The sequence below is a fragment of the Sphingomonas sp. CFBP 13733 genome (assembly GCF_014841795.1).
Lineage (GTDB): Bacteria > Pseudomonadota > Alphaproteobacteria > Sphingomonadales > Sphingomonadaceae > Sphingomonas > Sphingomonas aerolata.
The window spans coordinates 173830-187982 of sequence record NZ_JACYUP010000003.1; the positions used below are offsets into that span (position 1 = coordinate 173830).

The 14153-nt window shown below is 70.0% G+C and carries 16 protein-coding genes; 5 read left to right on the forward strand and 11 right to left on the reverse strand.

Going from position 1 to position 14153, the window contains the following annotated elements:
* Positions 1-44 precede the first annotated feature (44 nt).
* From IFT71_RS09315 to IFT71_RS09340, 6 genes are all read right to left on the reverse strand, one after another.
* Positions 45-500 carry an HK97 family phage prohead protease gene (locus IFT71_RS09315; RefSeq protein WP_342212647.1) on the reverse strand — a complete coding sequence of 152 codons (456 nt, stop codon included), beginning with the start codon at positions 498-500 and terminating at the stop codon, positions 45-47.
* Positions 497-802 carry a DUF6127 family protein gene (locus tag IFT71_RS09320; RefSeq protein WP_192141205.1) on the reverse strand — a complete coding sequence of 102 codons (306 nt, stop codon included), beginning with the start codon at positions 800-802 and terminating at the stop codon, positions 497-499. The genes IFT71_RS09315 and IFT71_RS09320 overlap by 4 nt, the downstream gene beginning before the upstream one ends.
* Positions 802-1923: a phage portal protein gene (locus tag IFT71_RS09325; RefSeq protein WP_192069546.1), complete on the reverse strand. Its 1122-nt coding sequence runs from the start codon at positions 1921-1923 to the stop codon at positions 802-804. The genes IFT71_RS09320 and IFT71_RS09325 overlap by 1 nt, the downstream gene beginning before the upstream one ends.
* Positions 1924-2254: 331 nt before the next feature.
* A complete protein-coding gene (locus IFT71_RS09330; protein ID WP_192140480.1) occupies positions 2255-3577 on the reverse strand; it encodes a DNA-packaging protein in 1323 nt (440 codons plus the stop codon).
* Entirely contained in the window at positions 3577-4125 is a 549-nt protein-coding gene (locus IFT71_RS09335; protein ID WP_192140482.1) for a hypothetical protein, read from the reverse strand. The genes IFT71_RS09330 and IFT71_RS09335 overlap by 1 nt, the downstream gene beginning before the upstream one ends.
* Before the next feature lie 139 nt (positions 4126-4264).
* Complete coding sequence (locus IFT71_RS09340; protein ID WP_192140484.1) at positions 4265-5134, reverse strand: 3-hydroxyacyl-CoA dehydrogenase NAD-binding domain-containing protein; 870 nt, start codon at positions 5132-5134, stop codon at positions 4265-4267.
* 105 nt (positions 5135-5239) lie between these two features.
* On the opposite strand from IFT71_RS09340, the gene IFT71_RS09345 reads away from it, so the two are divergent.
* The gene (locus IFT71_RS09345; protein ID WP_192140486.1) at positions 5240-6391 is read left to right on the forward strand and encodes a DUF1176 domain-containing protein; all 1152 of its coding nucleotides are present in this window, start codon (positions 5240-5242) and stop codon (positions 6389-6391) included.
* Positions 6392-6515: 124 nt separating this feature from the next.
* On the opposite strand, the gene IFT71_RS09350 is transcribed toward IFT71_RS09345, so the two are convergent.
* The 4 genes from IFT71_RS09350 to ispG form a co-directional block, all read right to left on the reverse strand.
* Positions 6516-6992 carry a GNAT family N-acetyltransferase gene (locus IFT71_RS09350; protein WP_192140488.1) on the reverse strand — a complete coding sequence of 159 codons (477 nt, stop codon included), beginning with the start codon at positions 6990-6992 and terminating at the stop codon, positions 6516-6518.
* Positions 6989-7891: a DMT family transporter gene (locus IFT71_RS09355; protein WP_342212627.1), complete on the reverse strand. Its 903-nt coding sequence runs from the start codon at positions 7889-7891 to the stop codon at positions 6989-6991. The genes IFT71_RS09350 and IFT71_RS09355 overlap by 4 nt, the downstream gene beginning before the upstream one ends.
* 345 nt (positions 7892-8236) lie before the next feature.
* Positions 8237-8467 (reverse strand): AbrB/MazE/SpoVT family DNA-binding domain-containing protein, encoded by a 231-nt coding sequence (locus tag IFT71_RS09360; RefSeq protein ID WP_192140492.1) that lies wholly within the window; start codon positions 8465-8467, stop codon positions 8237-8239.
* Between the two features lie 36 nt (positions 8468-8503).
* On the reverse strand, positions 8504-9643 hold the full coding sequence (ispG, locus tag IFT71_RS09365; RefSeq protein WP_031440350.1) for a flavodoxin-dependent (E)-4-hydroxy-3-methylbut-2-enyl-diphosphate synthase: 1140 nt from the start codon (positions 9641-9643) through the stop codon (positions 8504-8506).
* A 115-nt stretch (positions 9644-9758) separates the two neighbouring features.
* On the opposite strand from ispG, the gene IFT71_RS09370 reads away from it, so the two are divergent.
* The 4 genes from IFT71_RS09370 to IFT71_RS09385 all read left to right on the forward strand — a co-directional run bounded on the left by IFT71_RS09370 (position 9759) and on the right by IFT71_RS09385 (position 13347).
* Positions 9759-10280: a DUF1993 domain-containing protein gene (locus IFT71_RS09370; RefSeq protein ID WP_107045512.1), complete on the forward strand. Its 522-nt coding sequence runs from the start codon at positions 9759-9761 to the stop codon at positions 10278-10280.
* An 84-nt stretch (positions 10281-10364) separates the two neighbouring features.
* Positions 10365-11546, forward strand: coding sequence for an acyltransferase family protein (locus IFT71_RS09375; RefSeq protein ID WP_192140494.1), 1182 nt, complete (start codon positions 10365-10367; stop codon positions 11544-11546).
* A gap of 8 nt (positions 11547-11554) precedes the next feature.
* Entirely contained in the window at positions 11555-12484 is a 930-nt protein-coding gene (locus IFT71_RS09380) for an isoaspartyl peptidase/L-asparaginase family protein (RefSeq protein ID WP_192140496.1), read from the forward strand.
* The gene (locus IFT71_RS09385) at positions 12481-13347 is read left to right on the forward strand and encodes a S1/P1 nuclease (protein ID WP_192140498.1); all 867 of its coding nucleotides are present in this window, start codon (positions 12481-12483) and stop codon (positions 13345-13347) included. The genes IFT71_RS09380 and IFT71_RS09385 overlap by 4 nt, the downstream gene beginning before the upstream one ends.
* A 229-nt stretch (positions 13348-13576) precedes the next feature.
* Here IFT71_RS09385 and pal read toward each other — a convergent pair whose 3' ends face one another.
* The gene (gene pal / locus IFT71_RS09390; protein ID WP_031395926.1) at positions 13577-14104 is read right to left on the reverse strand and encodes a peptidoglycan-associated lipoprotein Pal; all 528 of its coding nucleotides are present in this window, start codon (positions 14102-14104) and stop codon (positions 13577-13579) included.
* Between the last annotated feature and the right edge of the window lie 49 nt (positions 14105-14153).

The following is a 14153-nucleotide window of genomic DNA, read 5'->3' on the forward strand; positions in this document are numbered from 1 at the left end:
CTTTCGTCAGGATGACGGAAAGGAGTCAGGATGACCGGAACGAGTCACGATGACGGAAGCGCGTCAGCACGACGCGCCACCCCCACCACCTCCACCCGAGCCAGTCCCTGCATAGGCACCCCCACCAGACTCACCTCGACCAGCTCCACCCCCAGCAGCACCCGCCGCGCCCCCTGCACGACCCGCACCGCCCGATACCCGACCGACAACCCCGCGACCGCCCCCGACCGCACCAGCCCCGCAAGCTCGGGATCCTCGACCACCCCCTCGACGCGCAACCCCCGCGCATCCTCCGCAACCGACGCCAGCACCCCCACCGCGCGCCCCCGATGCTGCCACAACAACGGCACCACCCCGGCCCCGGCAAAAGCCCCCCGCCGCATCACGTCGCCTGCGCGATCGACCACGTCGAACACCGCCGCATAGCCCGCAAACGCGACCCCGCCCCGTTCGTCCCGAGTAGCTGTCGAGCCTGTCGAGACGGCGTATCGAGGGATCACTTCAGCCACGCCGCAAACCCCAGTTTCACCGCCAGCCCCGCGAGCATCAGCGCCACGAACAGCCGCGCAATCCACCCCGCCACCGCCTTCCACACCGACCGTTTCGCATCGCGCCACGCCGCCAGCAGCTCGCGCAGCTCCGCCACGTCACCCCGCGCCCGCTCGTCGCTCAGCCCCAGCCGCGCCAGCGCGCGCGTCGCGCCCAGCTCGCCCGCCTCCTCCGCGATCGCGCGCAGCGTCACCAGGTCCGCCCCCCGCTCCGCCCCCTGCGCCATCAGCTGCGCCAGCACATGCCCATCCATCACGCCCCCTCCTTCACATCGAGCATCGCGCGCTTCTCCGCATCGCTCAGGAACGTCGCCGCGCTGACCATCCCCCACAGCCGCTCGCGGTCCTCGACCAGCGCCGGCACCCGGTCGAGATCCACCCGCAACGCCGCCCCCTCGAACCAGCCCGACAACCCCTGCGCGATCCCCGTCAGCACGCTCGTCGCCAGCGGCAGGATCGCCAGCCGCCACAGCGCCCGGTTCGCCTCGCGGTAATTGGCATAGCTATTGTCCCCCGGCAGCCCGAGCAGCATCGGCGGCACCCCGAACGCCAGCGCGATCTCGCGCGCCGCCGCCGACCGCGTGCCGGCAAAGTCCATGTCCGCCGGCGTGAGGCTCAGCGCCTGCCATTTCAGCCCGCCCTCGAGCAGCATCGGCCGCCCCGCATTCCCGCTCCCCGCAAACGACGCCTCCAGTTCGCTCTTCAGCCGCGCGAACTGGTCCGCGGACAGCGCCGACCCGTCGCCGGGATCATAGACCAACGCCCCCGAGGGCCGCGCCGCATTGTCGAGCAACGCCGTGTTCCACCGCGCCGCCGCATTGTGGATCCCGACCGCAGCGGCGGCGGCGCCCAGGCACCCCAGCCCGTAATGATCGTCGACCGGATGAAACGCCTTCAGGTGGATCACCTGCGGCCGCACCGGATCCGCCGACAGCCGCGTCACCCGCGCGCCGACCGCATAGCGATACGCCGCCGGCCACCCGCCCGCATCCGCCTCGACGCTCACCCGCTCGGGCCGCAGTGCGTACAGCTCGGCCGCGCCGCCATCGGCATCGCGCAGCACCTGGACATAGGCATTGCCGTGGAGCAGCAGTTGCGCCGCCACCGTCTCGATCAGCATCTGCCCCCCCGACCGCGCGGTGACGAGCGCGACGAGCGCCGGATCCGACCCGTCGAGCGGCGCCGACCCGACGCCTTCGACGACGAGCTTCACCGCGCGCTGCGCCACCGCATTCCCCAGATACGCCTCGCGCACCTGCGCCTCATACCCCCGCGCCCCCGCGACACCGCCCGCCCCCGCCCAGCCAAGGCTCCCCGCCCCCGACAAAGCCGGCCGCGCGCCCTCCCGCCCGGACTTCCACCCGAACAACCCCATAACACCCTCCCGAAAACCGTAACAAAAACCCCTCTCCCCCGGGGGGAGAGGGACCCAAAAACCCCTCTCCCCCAAGCGGAGAGGGACCCAAAAACCCCTCTCCCCCCGGGGGAGAGGGAGGGGCCCGCGCGAAGCGTGGGAGGGTGAGGGCACGTGAGGCTCGAAACCCCACCCCCACCCCCTCCGTTCGCCCTGAGCGAAGTCGAAGGGCCTGCCCGCCAAAAGTGCTTCGACTACGCTCAGCACGAACGGGCGGGGGGACCGCACATGGGAAAACGAAAGAAAGGCGCGAACGAACGGACGGGCGGGTGCAAAGCCCACACCCCCCCCCTCAAACCACCCGCACCCCCACCTTAACCCGCCGCCGCAAGCACAACTCCGTCAGCGCCCACACCAGCGCATCCGCCCGATCCGGCGAGCGCCCGGGCCCGACATACCCCCCGCTCACCAGCCCGCAGAGCTCGTCCTCCAGCGCCGGAAACGCCCCGACATGAAAGACCCGCCCGCCCTCGTACAAGGTCGCCACCGGCTCCGCCCGCGCCACCTTCCCGCGGCTCGCATGCACCAGCCGCACCGGCAGCGCACAGTCCGCCGCCATCAGCACGCTGCGCACCATCTCCCCGCCCTGGTTGCACTCCGCGACCACCCGGTCCGCGCCATGCCGCGCCGCACAGTCCGCCACCGCGCGCGCCCAGCCCTCGGGCGACAGGCCTGCAACGCTCGCATCCTCGAGGACATAGGCGAGCCCGTCCTCGCCCAGCGCGACGCACACGATCCCGCACGCATCGCCCCCCGTCCCCGCCGGCGGATCGACCCCCACGACCACCCGCACCAGCGCCGGCACCACCCCGCCGCGCTGCCGCTCGAGCAGGTCGCGCGTCCACAGCGCCCCCTCGACATCGTCGATCAGCTCGCCGTCCAGCTCCTGCCGCCCCAGCCGCGTCCCCGCATAGGTCTGGGTCATCGCCGCGACGAACGACGCGGGCAGGAACGGATTCTCCCCCGTCCCCCCGCGCGATTCAAACAGCCCCGGCAGCGCGAGCAGCCGCCGCATCAGCGGCACCGGCCGCGGCGTCGTCGTCACCAGCACGCGCGGCCGGTCGCCGATCCGCAGGCCCATCATCAGATTGTCCCAGGTCGCGTCGCCATAGCGCCACTTTGCCAGCTCGTCGCACCACGCCGCATGATGCTCGGGCCCGCGCAGTTTCTCGGGCGCCTCCGCCGAATAGACGAACGCGCGCGCGCCGCTGTCGAACACGAACTCGCCCGCATCGCGCCGCCAGCGATAGGTCTCGCCCGCCTGCGCCACCGCGATCAGCCCGCTCTCGCCCTCGACCATCACCTTGCGGACGTCGTCCATCGTGCCGCCGACCATCGCGATCCGCGCGCCCGGCATCGCGCGGGCCAGCGCGCTCACCCATTCGGCGCCCGCGCGCGTCTTGCCAAAGCCGCGGCCCGCGCGGATCAGCCAGACCTGCCAGTCGCCCGCGGGTTCGCGCTGCCCCGGCAACGCCCAGATCGCCCAGCTCTCGTGCAGCGTCCTGAGTTCCGCCTCGGACAGCCCGCGCAACAGCGTCACCAGCTGCCCCCGCGGCAACCCCCGCAACCGCGCGAGCACGGCAGGATCGAACGTCGCGCCCCCGCTATCCGCCATCACGCATCCCCCGTGACGGACGCCGCCTGCGCGTCGAGCGCATCGAGCCGCGCGACCAGCACCGCCTCGAGCTCGGCCAGCGACACGCGCTTGCACAGCGTCCCCGCCCCCGCTCCGCCAGCCGCGCCACCAGACGACCCGCCCCCGCGCTTGCGAAACCCCAGCGCCTGCACCGCGACCCGCGGATCGAAATGCGCCCCGCGCAACTCCGCCTCCGCATCCCCGTCAGCTTCCGCCTCAGCTTCCGCCTCAGCTTCCCGCTCAGATTCCCCCTCAACTTCCCCCAGCGCATAGGCCAGCAACCGCACCTCGAGCGTCTCGTACGCCGCCTCGATCGCCCGCGCCCAGTCGGCCGCGAACACCGCGTCGCGCGCCTTCAGCGCATGCGCCCCGCGCGGCGCCATCCCGACCGCGCGCGCCGACGCCGCGATGTTGCACGTCGCCGCCAGATGCTCGAGAAACGCCGCGCGCTTGGCGGGCGTCCAGCCGCCCCTGGCGGCCTTGCGCACCTGCAACCGCCCCGCTTTCCCGCCCGCCCCCGCCGCCATCCGCCATCCCCCAAATGGATCGGGCCGGTCCGCCGCCGGGGGATTACCCCGACCGCGTCCGGCCCGACTCGCAATTCGTCATCGTTCCCGTTATGTGCCAGAACAGCGTGACGATGTCAAGGGTGAATAACCGATCTGGTTAGCGCGTCGGTACGGGCTCCGCGCCCGAATAGTCATAGAAGCCGCGCTTAGTCTTGCGGCCGAACCACCCCGCCTCGACATATTTCACCAGCAGCGGCGCGGGCCGGAACTTCGGATCGCCGGTCCCCTCGAACAGCACGCGGGTGATCTCCAGGCAGGTGTCGAGCCCGATGAAATCGGCCAGAGTTAGCGGCCCCATCGGGTGATTGAGCCCCAGCTGGCACGCCAGATCGATGTCGCGCACCCCCGCCACGCCTTCGCCGAGCGCAAAGCACGCCTCGTTGATCATCGGCATCAGCACGCGGTTGACGATGAAGCCCGGCGCGTCGTTCGCATGCACCACCTGCTTGCCGAGCTTTTCGGCGAACGTCTCGACCGCGGCGACCGTCGCGTCCGACGTGGCGAGCCCGCGGATCAGCTCGATTGGCCGCATGACAGGGACGGGATTGAAGAAATGCACCCCCATGAACCGCGCCGGATCGGGGGCCGCCTGTGCCAGCCGCGTGATCGGGATCGACGAGGTGTTCGACGCCAGGATCGCGTCCGCTTTCAACACCTTGCCGACCTCGGCGAAGATCGTCCGCTTGATCGCCTCGCGCTCGGTCGCGGCCTCGACGACGATGAAACAGTCGCCCATCTCGGCGACGCTCGCGACCGGCTCGATATTGGCCAACGTCGTCTCGCGGAAGTCGGCGGTGATCTTCTCCTTCTCGACCAGCCGCGCCATCGCCTTGGCGATCCCCGCCTTGCCCGCCTCGGCCTGGGGCAGGCCCATATCGGCCAGCAGCACGCGGTAGCCCGCCTGCGCGGCGACCTGCGCGATCCCCGCGCCCATCTGTCCCGCGCCGATTACGCCGATCGTCTGCATCGCACTCTCCATCTTGATTGCCGCCCTTACCATTGACGGTTGTTCGACTATGGCCTCGCCCCTATCGAAGCGGGACCGTCGCCGCCAGACCGGTCAGGAGGTCGCATGCGCTATCCAGTTCTCGTTTCGCTTCTGCCCGTTTCGGTTCTGGTGGCTGCGACGGCCTGCAGTCCCAGCGGCAACACCGGCGCGCCCAACGACGCCACCGTCCCGCTCGAAACTCCCGCGCGCCCCAAACCGCGCCCCGTCGTGCGCGGCACCGCCCCGCAGGCCCCCGCGGAGCCCGCCGTCGATTCAAAGGCGCGACCCCGCCCGACCAGCGTAAAGACCTTCGGCGCTTGGGGAATTGCCTGTGACAACGGTGCCTATTGCACCGCGGTCTCGATGGCGCCCGACGATTCGAGTATCGCCGAACTCTCGATCGTCATCGAGCGCGGCCCCGCCGCCGACGCGCCCGTGTCGGTGACGATCGGCACGCCGGGCAGCGCGCTGCGCCGCGTCGTCGTCGCGATCGACGGCACCCCGCTCGCCAGCGGCAATCCGGGCGACGACCGGCGCTTCACCGTCACCGGCCCGGTCGCGATGACGCTCGCGCGCCGCCTCGCCACCGGCACCGCGATGACCGCGCGACTCGACGGCCGGACGATCCCCGTCGTCATCACCGGCGCCGCCGCCGCGCTCCGCTATGCCGACGCGCAACAGGGCCGCGCGGACACCGCCACCGCGCTCGTCGCGACTGGCGACACGCCGCCCGCGACCACCCCGCCCGCGCTCCCGACGATCCTCGCCGCCCCGCTCACCGACCGCCGCGCTCAGGCCCCCGCCGCGCCGCTCGTCGCACAGATGCGCCAGCGCACGGGCTGTGCCGCGGACCAGTTCGGCCCCGTCACCAACGAGACCCATGCGCTCGACGCGACCACCGATCTCGTCCTGCTATCCTGCGGATCCGGCGCGTATAATGTCATAACCCGCGCGCTGATCGTCCGCGACGGCAAGGCCAGCGAAGCGCCGTTCGACCTGCCCCCGCAATTCGGCGAACCCGGCGCGAAACCCGCGCTCGTCAACGCCGGGTACGACCCGAAGACCGGGCTGCTCAGTTCCTACGCCAAGGGCCGCGGCATCGGCGACTGCGGCGTCGGCCAGGACTATGTCTGGGACGGCACCCGCTTCCGCCTCGCCGAAATGCGCATGATGGGCGAATGCCGCGGCGCGATCACCTGGCCCGTCATCTGGCGCACAACCGTCGCCCGCAACTGACGCGCGCCCGTCATCTTCTTCTTCCGTCATCCTGACGAAAGTCAGGACCCAGAGCCAAACAGGACAGCGCGAAGTAACTCTGGATCCTGACTTTCGTCAGGATGACGACCCCTCCGACGGCCCCCTACCGCCCCGCCAGTTTCACCAGCGCATCCCCCGTCAACCGCTGGATCGTCCAGTCCTCCATCCCCACCGCACCCAGCTTGCGATAAACCGCGATCGCATCCGCATTCCAGTCGAGCACCGACCATTCGAACCGCGCGCACCCGCGGTCGATCGCGATCCCCGCCAGATGCGCGAGCAGCGCGCCGCCGACCCCCTGCCCGCGCGCTTCGGGCGTCACGTACAGATCCTCCAGATACACCCCGCGCTTGCCCGTCCAGGTCGAGAAATTGTGGAAAAACACCGCGAAACCGACCGGCCCCTGCGGCCCGTCCGCGATCACCGCCTCCGCCGCGGGGGTATCCCCGAACAGCGCCTCGGCCAGCGTCGCCTCGGTCGCCTCGACCGCATCGGGCTCGCGCTCGAACGCCGCGAGTTCGCGGACGAAGCGCAGGATCGTGCCGGTATCGGCGCGGGTGGCGGAACGGATCTGGGTCATGCGGCGGCCTCCATCGACGTCTGCGCGATATCGCGCCGCCGCGCCGCATACAGGCATGCGACGACGATGACACCCGCGCCGCACGCGGTAAACGCCGACACCCGCTCGCCGAACACCAGATAGCCGAGTCCCGCGGCATAGACGAACGAGCTATATTCGGTCGTCGCCAGAAATCCCGTGTCGCCGTGGGCATAGGCCCAGCCGAGCAGCCACAGCGACGCGGTCGCCAGCCCCGCCGCCAGCAGCAGCCGCGGCCACGTCGCGGCGTCAGGCACCACCGCCAGCCAGGGCGCGGCGAGCGCGAGCGTCGCGGTCACCACCAGCGCCTGGAAGAACGCGATCTCGCCCGGCCGCGCCGCCTGCGCCTGCACCCGCGCGATCACCAGGTTGACCGCATAGAGCAGCGCCGATCCGAGCACAGCGGCGACCCCCGTCAGGCTCGCCGCCCCCGCCGCACCCTCGCGACCATGCCCGATCATCACGATCCCGACCCCGCCCAGCGCCAGGATCGATGCAACCACGACCCGGCGCCCGACCCGTTCGCCCAGCGTCACGGCGGCGAGCAGCAGCGCGAGGATCGGCGAGATGTAGGTCAGCGAAATCGCCTGCGCCATCGGCACGCGCGCCAGCCCCCAGAAGAACAGCAACGCCATCGCCGCGGTCACCAACCCTCTGGCAAGATGGAGTTTCAGCGCCCGCCCGCTCGGCCGCCCGCTCCGCCCGAGCTTCCAGGCGACCGCCCCCAGCCCGACGCTCGCCATCTGCCGCCACAGCAGCGCGTTATACACCCCGATCCCCAGCACCAGCGACTTCATCACCGCGTCCATCACCGAGAACAACCCGATCCCGAGCGCCGCGACCGCAAAGGCCAGCGCCGGCGAAACGCTGCGCCCCGTCACGCCGCCCGCCCCGCCGCCGAGAGAATGTCGATACCCATCCCCCCGCTTAACCGGCATCCCCCACCGGCGCCATCACCGTCGGGGGCGAGAGTTCCCCCGCGAAAGCGGCGGCCGAAAGCCAAGCACTGCCACGCCCCCCCGCTCGTGCTGAGCGAAGTCGAAGCACCGCCAAAACCCGAGACGTCCGTCGCCCAGCCCTGTCATCCTGACGAAAGTCAGGACCCAGAGCCAAATAGCGCCACCCCCCGCCACCCTGGATCCTGACTTTCGTCAGGATGACGACGCGTGAGTGTCAAAAAATAGCGCAATACCCGCGCGCCGATTTCGACGCATCGATGACCTGTCTCATTCGCCCCAGTCGGCGCGTCGCTCGTGAAGAAACTGGTCGACGCTATATCCGCTCAGCCCGCGACGCAGGCGCGCCAGCGCCGCATCGGGATCTTCACGGCGGAGCAGGATCCCGTCGGCGCTCGCTTCGAGGACAATCGAGTCACCGTCCTTGATGCCCAATTCCCGGCGCAGGTCCGCCGGAATCACGATCTTGCCGCCAGTGATCACCTTGGCATGATAGGTCATGGCCGAGCCTCCAGTACCCGACGCATAGCACCGGACCTATTCCGCCGCCATCTCCGGCACCAGCGCCGCGACCGCCGCATCCGCGGCCTCGATCTCCGCCGCCTTGGCCTCGACCAGCTTGACGATATGGTTCACCATGTCCGCGTCCTGGACATGATGGTCGGTCACCCCCGACAGATACACCATGTGCTTGCCGTTGCCGCCGCCGGTGATCCCGATATCGGTCTCGCGCGCCTCGCCCGGCCCGTTCACCACGCAGCCGAGCACGCTGAGCGACATCGGCGTCCGGATATGCTGCAACCGCTCCTCGAGCGCCTGGACGGTACGGATCACGTCGAACCCCTGCCGCGCACAGCTCGGGCACGACACAACGCGCACGCCGCGGTTGCGGATGCCCAGCGCCTTCAGGATCTCGAACCCGACGCGCACCTCTTCCTCGGGCTCGGCCGACAGCGAGACGCGGATCGTGTCGCCGATCCCGTACCAGAGCAGGCTGCCCATCCCGATCGCCGACTTGACCGTGCCGCCGACGAACCCGCCCGCCTCGGTGATGCCGAGGTGCAGCGGGCAGTCGACCTGTTCGGCGAGCTGCTGATAGGCCGCGACCGCGAGGAACAGGTCGGACGCCTTCACCGCGACCTTGAACTCGTGAAAGTCATGGTCCTGCAGCAACTTGATATGATCGAGCGCCGATTCGACCAGCGCATCGGGGCACGGCTCGCCATATTTCTCGAGCAGATGCCGCTCGAGGCTCCCGCCGTTCACGCCGATCCGGATCGCGCAGCCATTGGATTTCGCCGCGTCGACGACCTCCTTCACGCGGCTCGCAGACCCGATATTGCCCGGGTTGATCCGCAGGCACGCCGCCCCCGCATCCGCCGCCTCGAGCGCGCGCTTATAGTGGAAATGGATATCCGCGACGATCGGCACGCGGCTCGCGCGGACGATCTGCTTCAGCGCGCTGGTCGATTCGACATCGGGGCAGCTGACGCGGATGATGTCGACGCCCGCCTCTTCGCAGCGGCGGATCTGGTCGACCGTCGCCTTGATGTCGTCGGTCGGCGTGTTGGTCATCGTCTGCACGGTGACGGGCGCATCGCCGCCGACGGGGACGTTGCCGACCATGATCTGGCGGCTCGTACGGCGGGTGATATCGCGCCAGGGACGAAGGGACATGAAGATTCCTCGTGGGTTCACCGCCGTATATAGCGGCTGGACGCGGCGAGCGAAACAACGCTGGCACATGCCGCCGCACGGCCATAGGTTGCCGCATCTCAGCGGAGCCCGATCGATGACCCTGTCCCTCTACGATGCGACGATCCCCTCCAACCTCCAGGTCCTGCGCGCGCTCGACGCGCTGCTCGACAAGGCCGAGGCCTTCGCCACCGAGCGCGGGATCGCCCCCGCCACGCTGATCGATGCAAAGCTCGCCGACGACATGCTCCCCTTCGGTTATCAGGTGAAGTCGTGCGTCGCGCATTCGGCGGGCGGCGTGCAGGGCGTCCGTGACAGCGTCTTCTCCCCCGACCGCAGCGCCTGGCCGACCGATTTCGCCGGGCTCCACGCCGCGGTACAGGGCGCGATCGCGACGCTCGAGGGCTATGACCCGGCCGAGTTCGACACGCTCGCCACCACCGCGACGAAGTTCGAATTCGGCAGCTATGTCATGCCCTTCACCGGCGCGAACTTCCTGCTGTCCTTCTCGCAGCCCAATTTCTACTTCCACGCCAGCATCGCCTACGCGATCCTGCGCGCGCAGGGCGTCCCGCTCGGTAAACGCGACTTCCTCGGCGTCCCCCGCATGGCCGCCTGACCGGGCCGGGCCGGGCGGGCCCGCGCCGGCGTGACGGGGCAGCGCGTGCTTGCAGCCCCGTCACCCGCCGCCTAGGGCGCTGCGATGACCCGGCATTACGGCATGGACTGGCTGCGGATCGGCGCCTTCGCCCTGCTGATCCTTTACCATATCGCGATGGTCTTCGTGCCGTGGAACTTCCACGTGAAGTCGACGCATGTCGAGGACTGGGTCCGGCTGCCGATGCTCGCCACCAACGCGTGGCGGCTGACGTTGCTGTTCGTCGTCTCGGGCTATGCCAGCCGCGCGCTGCTCCGCCGGTCGAGCGGCCCGGTCCGCTTCTTCGCGACGCGCTGCTACCGGCTGCTCGTGCCGCTCGCCTTCGGCATCCTCGTCATCGTCCCCCCGCAACCCTGGGTCGAGCTCGTCACCCGGCACGGCTATGCGGGCAGCTACTGGACCTTCTGGACGCACGACGCCTTCCGCTTCGCCCCGCTCGACGGGCTCTGGCTCCCGGCGTGGAACCACCTCTGGTTCGTCGTCTATCTCTTTGTCTACACGACGGTCCTGACGCTCGGCGTCGCGCTGGTCCGGGGCCCGCGAAGCCTGCGCAGCCACCAGAATGTCCGCAGCCGTGGTGCGCAGCGGCTCTTCGACCGCGTCTTCGGCGGCTGGCTGGTGCTGCTCCTGCCGCTCGCCTGGCTGGTCTTCGTCCATGGCTGGTGGTTCCAGATGGCGGCCGAGAGCCAGGCGCTGCTCGGCGACTGGATCGCGCACATCACCTATTTCCCCGCCTTCCTGTTCGGCTTCGGGCTCGCACGCTCCGAACCCGCAATCGCCGCGATCGCGCGGCTGTGGAAGGTCGGCGCCGGCCTCGCGCTGCTCGGCTATGCGACGATCCTCGGCATAGAGCTCGGCTTGCCCGCCGGGGTTGCGAAGCCGCACTGGGTCTATACCGCCTACGGCATCGCGCATGCGCTTGAACAATGGGGCGGAATCGTCGCGCTGATCGGGCTCGCCGAACGCCATCTCAACCGCGACCATCGCTGGCGGCCGATGCTGACCGAGGCGGTGTTCCCCTTCTACCTGATCCACCAGACGATCATCGTCCTCGTCATGTACGCGCTGCTCCCCGCCGGCCTTCCCGGCTGGGCGGAGTTCGCGGTGCTGCTGGTCGCGACCGTCGCCGGCTGCTTCGCCTTCTACCGGATCGGCCGCAGGGTCGCGCCCTTGCGCCCGCTGATCGGGCTGCGTCTCCACCTTCGTCCCACCCCGCCAACCTTGTGAAAGCCCCCATGCCCCAACCCAACTGGACCCTCGTCATCCACGGCGGCGCGGGCAAGCTCGACCGCGAGATGCTCTCCGCCGACCAGGATTCGGGCGCGCGCGCCGGCCTGTCGCGCGCACTCGACGCCGGCGCCGCGGTGCTTTCGGGCGGCGGCACCGCGCTCGACGCGGTCGAGGCCGCGGTCCGCGTGCTCGAGGATGATCCGCACTTCAATTCGGGCCGCGGCGCGGTCTTCACGCATGACGGCGGGATCGAGCTCGACGCCGCGATCATGGACGGCCGTACGCGCGCCGCCGGCGCCGTCGCCGCCGCCACCGCGACGCGCAGCCCGGTCGGTCTTGCCCGCGCGATCCTCGACGACGGCCGCCACGTCTTCCTGGCAAGTACCGGCGCCGACGCGTTTTCGCGCGAACATGGCCTCGAACAGGCGGATCAGGACTGGTTCGCCACCGACGAGCGCCGCCGCCAGTTCGCCGAGCTCCAGGCGAGCGGCGACATGTTCGACGTCGACATGAAATACGGCACCGTCGGCGCGGTCGCCTGCGACGGTAACGGCCATGTCGCCGCCGCCACCTCGACCGGCGGCGTCACCGGCAAGCGTTGGGGCCGGATCGGCGATTCGCCCGTCATTGGTGCCGGTACCTTCGCCGACGACCGCGCCTGCGCGGTCTCGTGCACCGGCTCGGGCGAGTTCTTCCTGCGCGTCGGCGTCGGGCATGAGATCGCCGCGCGCGTCCGCCTGACCGGCGAACCGCTCGAGACGGCGACCGAGGCGGTCCTCGCCGAAGTCCGCGCGCTCGGCGGCACCGGCGGCGCGATCGTCGTCGCCCCCGATGGCAGCATGGCCTGGTCGTTCACCACGCCGGGCATGTACCGCGGCACCGCGTCCGCAAAGGGCGCGCGCAGCGTCGCCATCTACGCTAGTGAGCAGCCATGATTCGCAAGCCCCTGACCGCGCTCGGCCTGCTCGCCGCGACCGCGCTGACCGCCGCCCCCGCCACCGCCTATTGGGAATATGGGCATGAGACGGTCGCGCAGATCGCCTATGCCAATGTCGCGCCGCGCACCAAGGTCGCGATCCGCCGCATCCTCGCGCAGCAGGCGCTGCTCGACACCCCCGAATGCCCCGCCGGCACGATCGAAGAGGCAAGTGTCTGGGCGGACTGCATAAAGCCGCTCAAGACCGCCGACGGCAAGTCGCGCTTCGGCTTTGCGTACAGCTGGCATTACCAGAATGTCGATGTCTGCGCGCCGTTCGACCTGACGCCTGCCTGCAAGGATGGCGACTGCGTCTCCGCGCAGATCGACCGCGACGTGACCCTGCTCCGCGACCGCAAGACGTCGCCGCACGATCGCGTCCAGGCGCTCGCCTTCCTCATCCACTTCGTCGGCGATCTCCACCAGCCGCTCCACGCGGGCGATCGCCATGACAAGGGCGGCAACGACGTGAAGACCGATTACGGCATCTACGCCCCCGCCCGGCTCAATCTCCACTCGGTCTGGGACGGCACGCTCGCCGAGCGCGCAATCTCCGCGCCACCGTCGCTCGTGCGCCGCTACCCCGCCGCCGAACGCGCGCGCATCGCCGCCGGCACCGTCGCCGACTGGAGCCGCGAAAGCTGGCAGGTCGCGCACGACGTCACCTATGCCTCCGCGCTGGGCGGCAACGCCTGCGCCCCCGTCCCCCCGCGCGTGAAACTCGACGAAGCCACGATCGCCCGCATCGCCCCCGTCTCGCGCGAAGAAGTCCGCAAAGGCGGCCTCCGCCTGGCAAAACTTCTAGACAAAGCCCTGACCTAAAACCCCTCTCCCCTCGGGGGAGAGGGAGGGGCCCATGCGCCCTTGCGCATGGGAGGGTGAGGGCACGAGGCTCAAGACACCCCCAGCCCAAAGTCATTCCCGCGAAGGCGGGAACCCAGACCGGCTACCCTCGCGACCATGTCCGACCGTTAGCCAGTCTGGATCCCCGCCTCCGCGGGGATGACGAGGCGTAGGGAGCAAAAGCCCAACACCCCACCAATAAACGCGTTTAGTTCAGCACAATCGTAACCGCCCGGCGGTTCTCCGCCCAAGCCGCATCGTCCGACCCCTGCGCCACCGGCCGCTCCGACCCATAGCTGATCGTCGTCATCCGCGACGCCGACACGCCGCGTGCCGCCAGATAGTTCTTCGCCGAATTGGCCCGCCGGTCGCCCAGCGCCAGGTTATACTCGCGCGTGCCGCGCTCGTCGCAATGCCCCTCGATCGTGATCCGGACATTGGGGTTGCGCGCCAGCCACTCGGCCTGGCTGTCGAGGATCGCGCGCGCGGTCGGATCGATATCGTACATGTCGAGCGCGAAGTTGACCGTGTTGCTCTGCACCGAGCGACGGAAATCGGCGTCCGACCCGGGCACGATCGCGCCGTTCGCCCCGCCATTGGCCAGCCCGCCGGTCGGGTCGACGCCCGCCGACGAATCGACGGGGGCGGGCGGCAGGGTCTCGGGCCGCTTCTTGGCGCAGCCCGCGACGGCGATCAGCGCGGTCGCGCACAGCAGCGTTGTCGTAAACTTGGCCATCACATCTTCTCCCGTGGTCGGAACATATTCCAACATAGATTACATAATC

What these genes read in the sequence shown, in the direction of transcription:
- IFT71_RS09320 (WP_192141205.1), bottom strand. Translation starts at nt 802, where the DNA reads ATGGATGGGCATGTGCTGGCGCAGCTGATGGCGCAGGGGGCGGAGCGG.
- IFT71_RS09325 (WP_192069546.1), bottom strand. Translation starts at nt 1,923, where the DNA reads ATGGGGTTGTTCGGGTGGAAGTCCGGGCGGGAGGGCGCGCGGCCGGCT.
- IFT71_RS09330 (WP_192140480.1), bottom strand. Translation starts at nt 3,577, where the DNA reads ATGGCGGATAGCGGGGGCGCGACGTTCGATCCTGCCGTGCTCGCGCGG.
- IFT71_RS09335 (WP_192140482.1), bottom strand. Translation starts at nt 4,125, where the DNA reads ATGGCGGCGGGGGCGGGCGGGAAAGCGGGGCGGTTGCAGGTGCGCAAG.
- IFT71_RS09340 (WP_192140484.1), bottom strand. Translation starts at nt 5,134, where the DNA reads ATGCAGACGATCGGCGTAATCGGCGCGGGACAGATGGGCGCGGGGATC.
- IFT71_RS09345 (WP_192140486.1), top strand. Translation starts at nt 5,240, where the DNA reads ATGCGCTATCCAGTTCTCGTTTCGCTTCTGCCCGTTTCGGTTCTGGTG.
- IFT71_RS09350 (WP_192140488.1), bottom strand. Translation starts at nt 6,992, where the DNA reads ATGACCCAGATCCGTTCCGCCACCCGCGCCGATACCGGCACGATCCTG.
- IFT71_RS09360 (WP_192140492.1), bottom strand. Translation starts at nt 8,467, where the DNA reads ATGACCTATCATGCCAAGGTGATCACTGGCGGCAAGATCGTGATTCCG.
- ispG (WP_031440350.1), bottom strand. Translation starts at nt 9,643, where the DNA reads ATGTCCCTTCGTCCCTGGCGCGATATCACCCGCCGTACGAGCCGCCAG.
- IFT71_RS09370 (WP_107045512.1), top strand. Translation starts at nt 9,759, where the DNA reads ATGACCCTGTCCCTCTACGATGCGACGATCCCCTCCAACCTCCAGGTC.
- IFT71_RS09375 (WP_192140494.1), top strand. Translation starts at nt 10,365, where the DNA reads ATGACCCGGCATTACGGCATGGACTGGCTGCGGATCGGCGCCTTCGCC.
- IFT71_RS09380 (WP_192140496.1), top strand. Translation starts at nt 11,555, where the DNA reads ATGCCCCAACCCAACTGGACCCTCGTCATCCACGGCGGCGCGGGCAAG.
- IFT71_RS09385 (WP_192140498.1), top strand. Translation starts at nt 12,481, where the DNA reads ATGATTCGCAAGCCCCTGACCGCGCTCGGCCTGCTCGCCGCGACCGCG.
- pal (WP_031395926.1), bottom strand. Translation starts at nt 14,104, where the DNA reads ATGGCCAAGTTTACGACAACGCTGCTGTGCGCGACCGCGCTGATCGCC.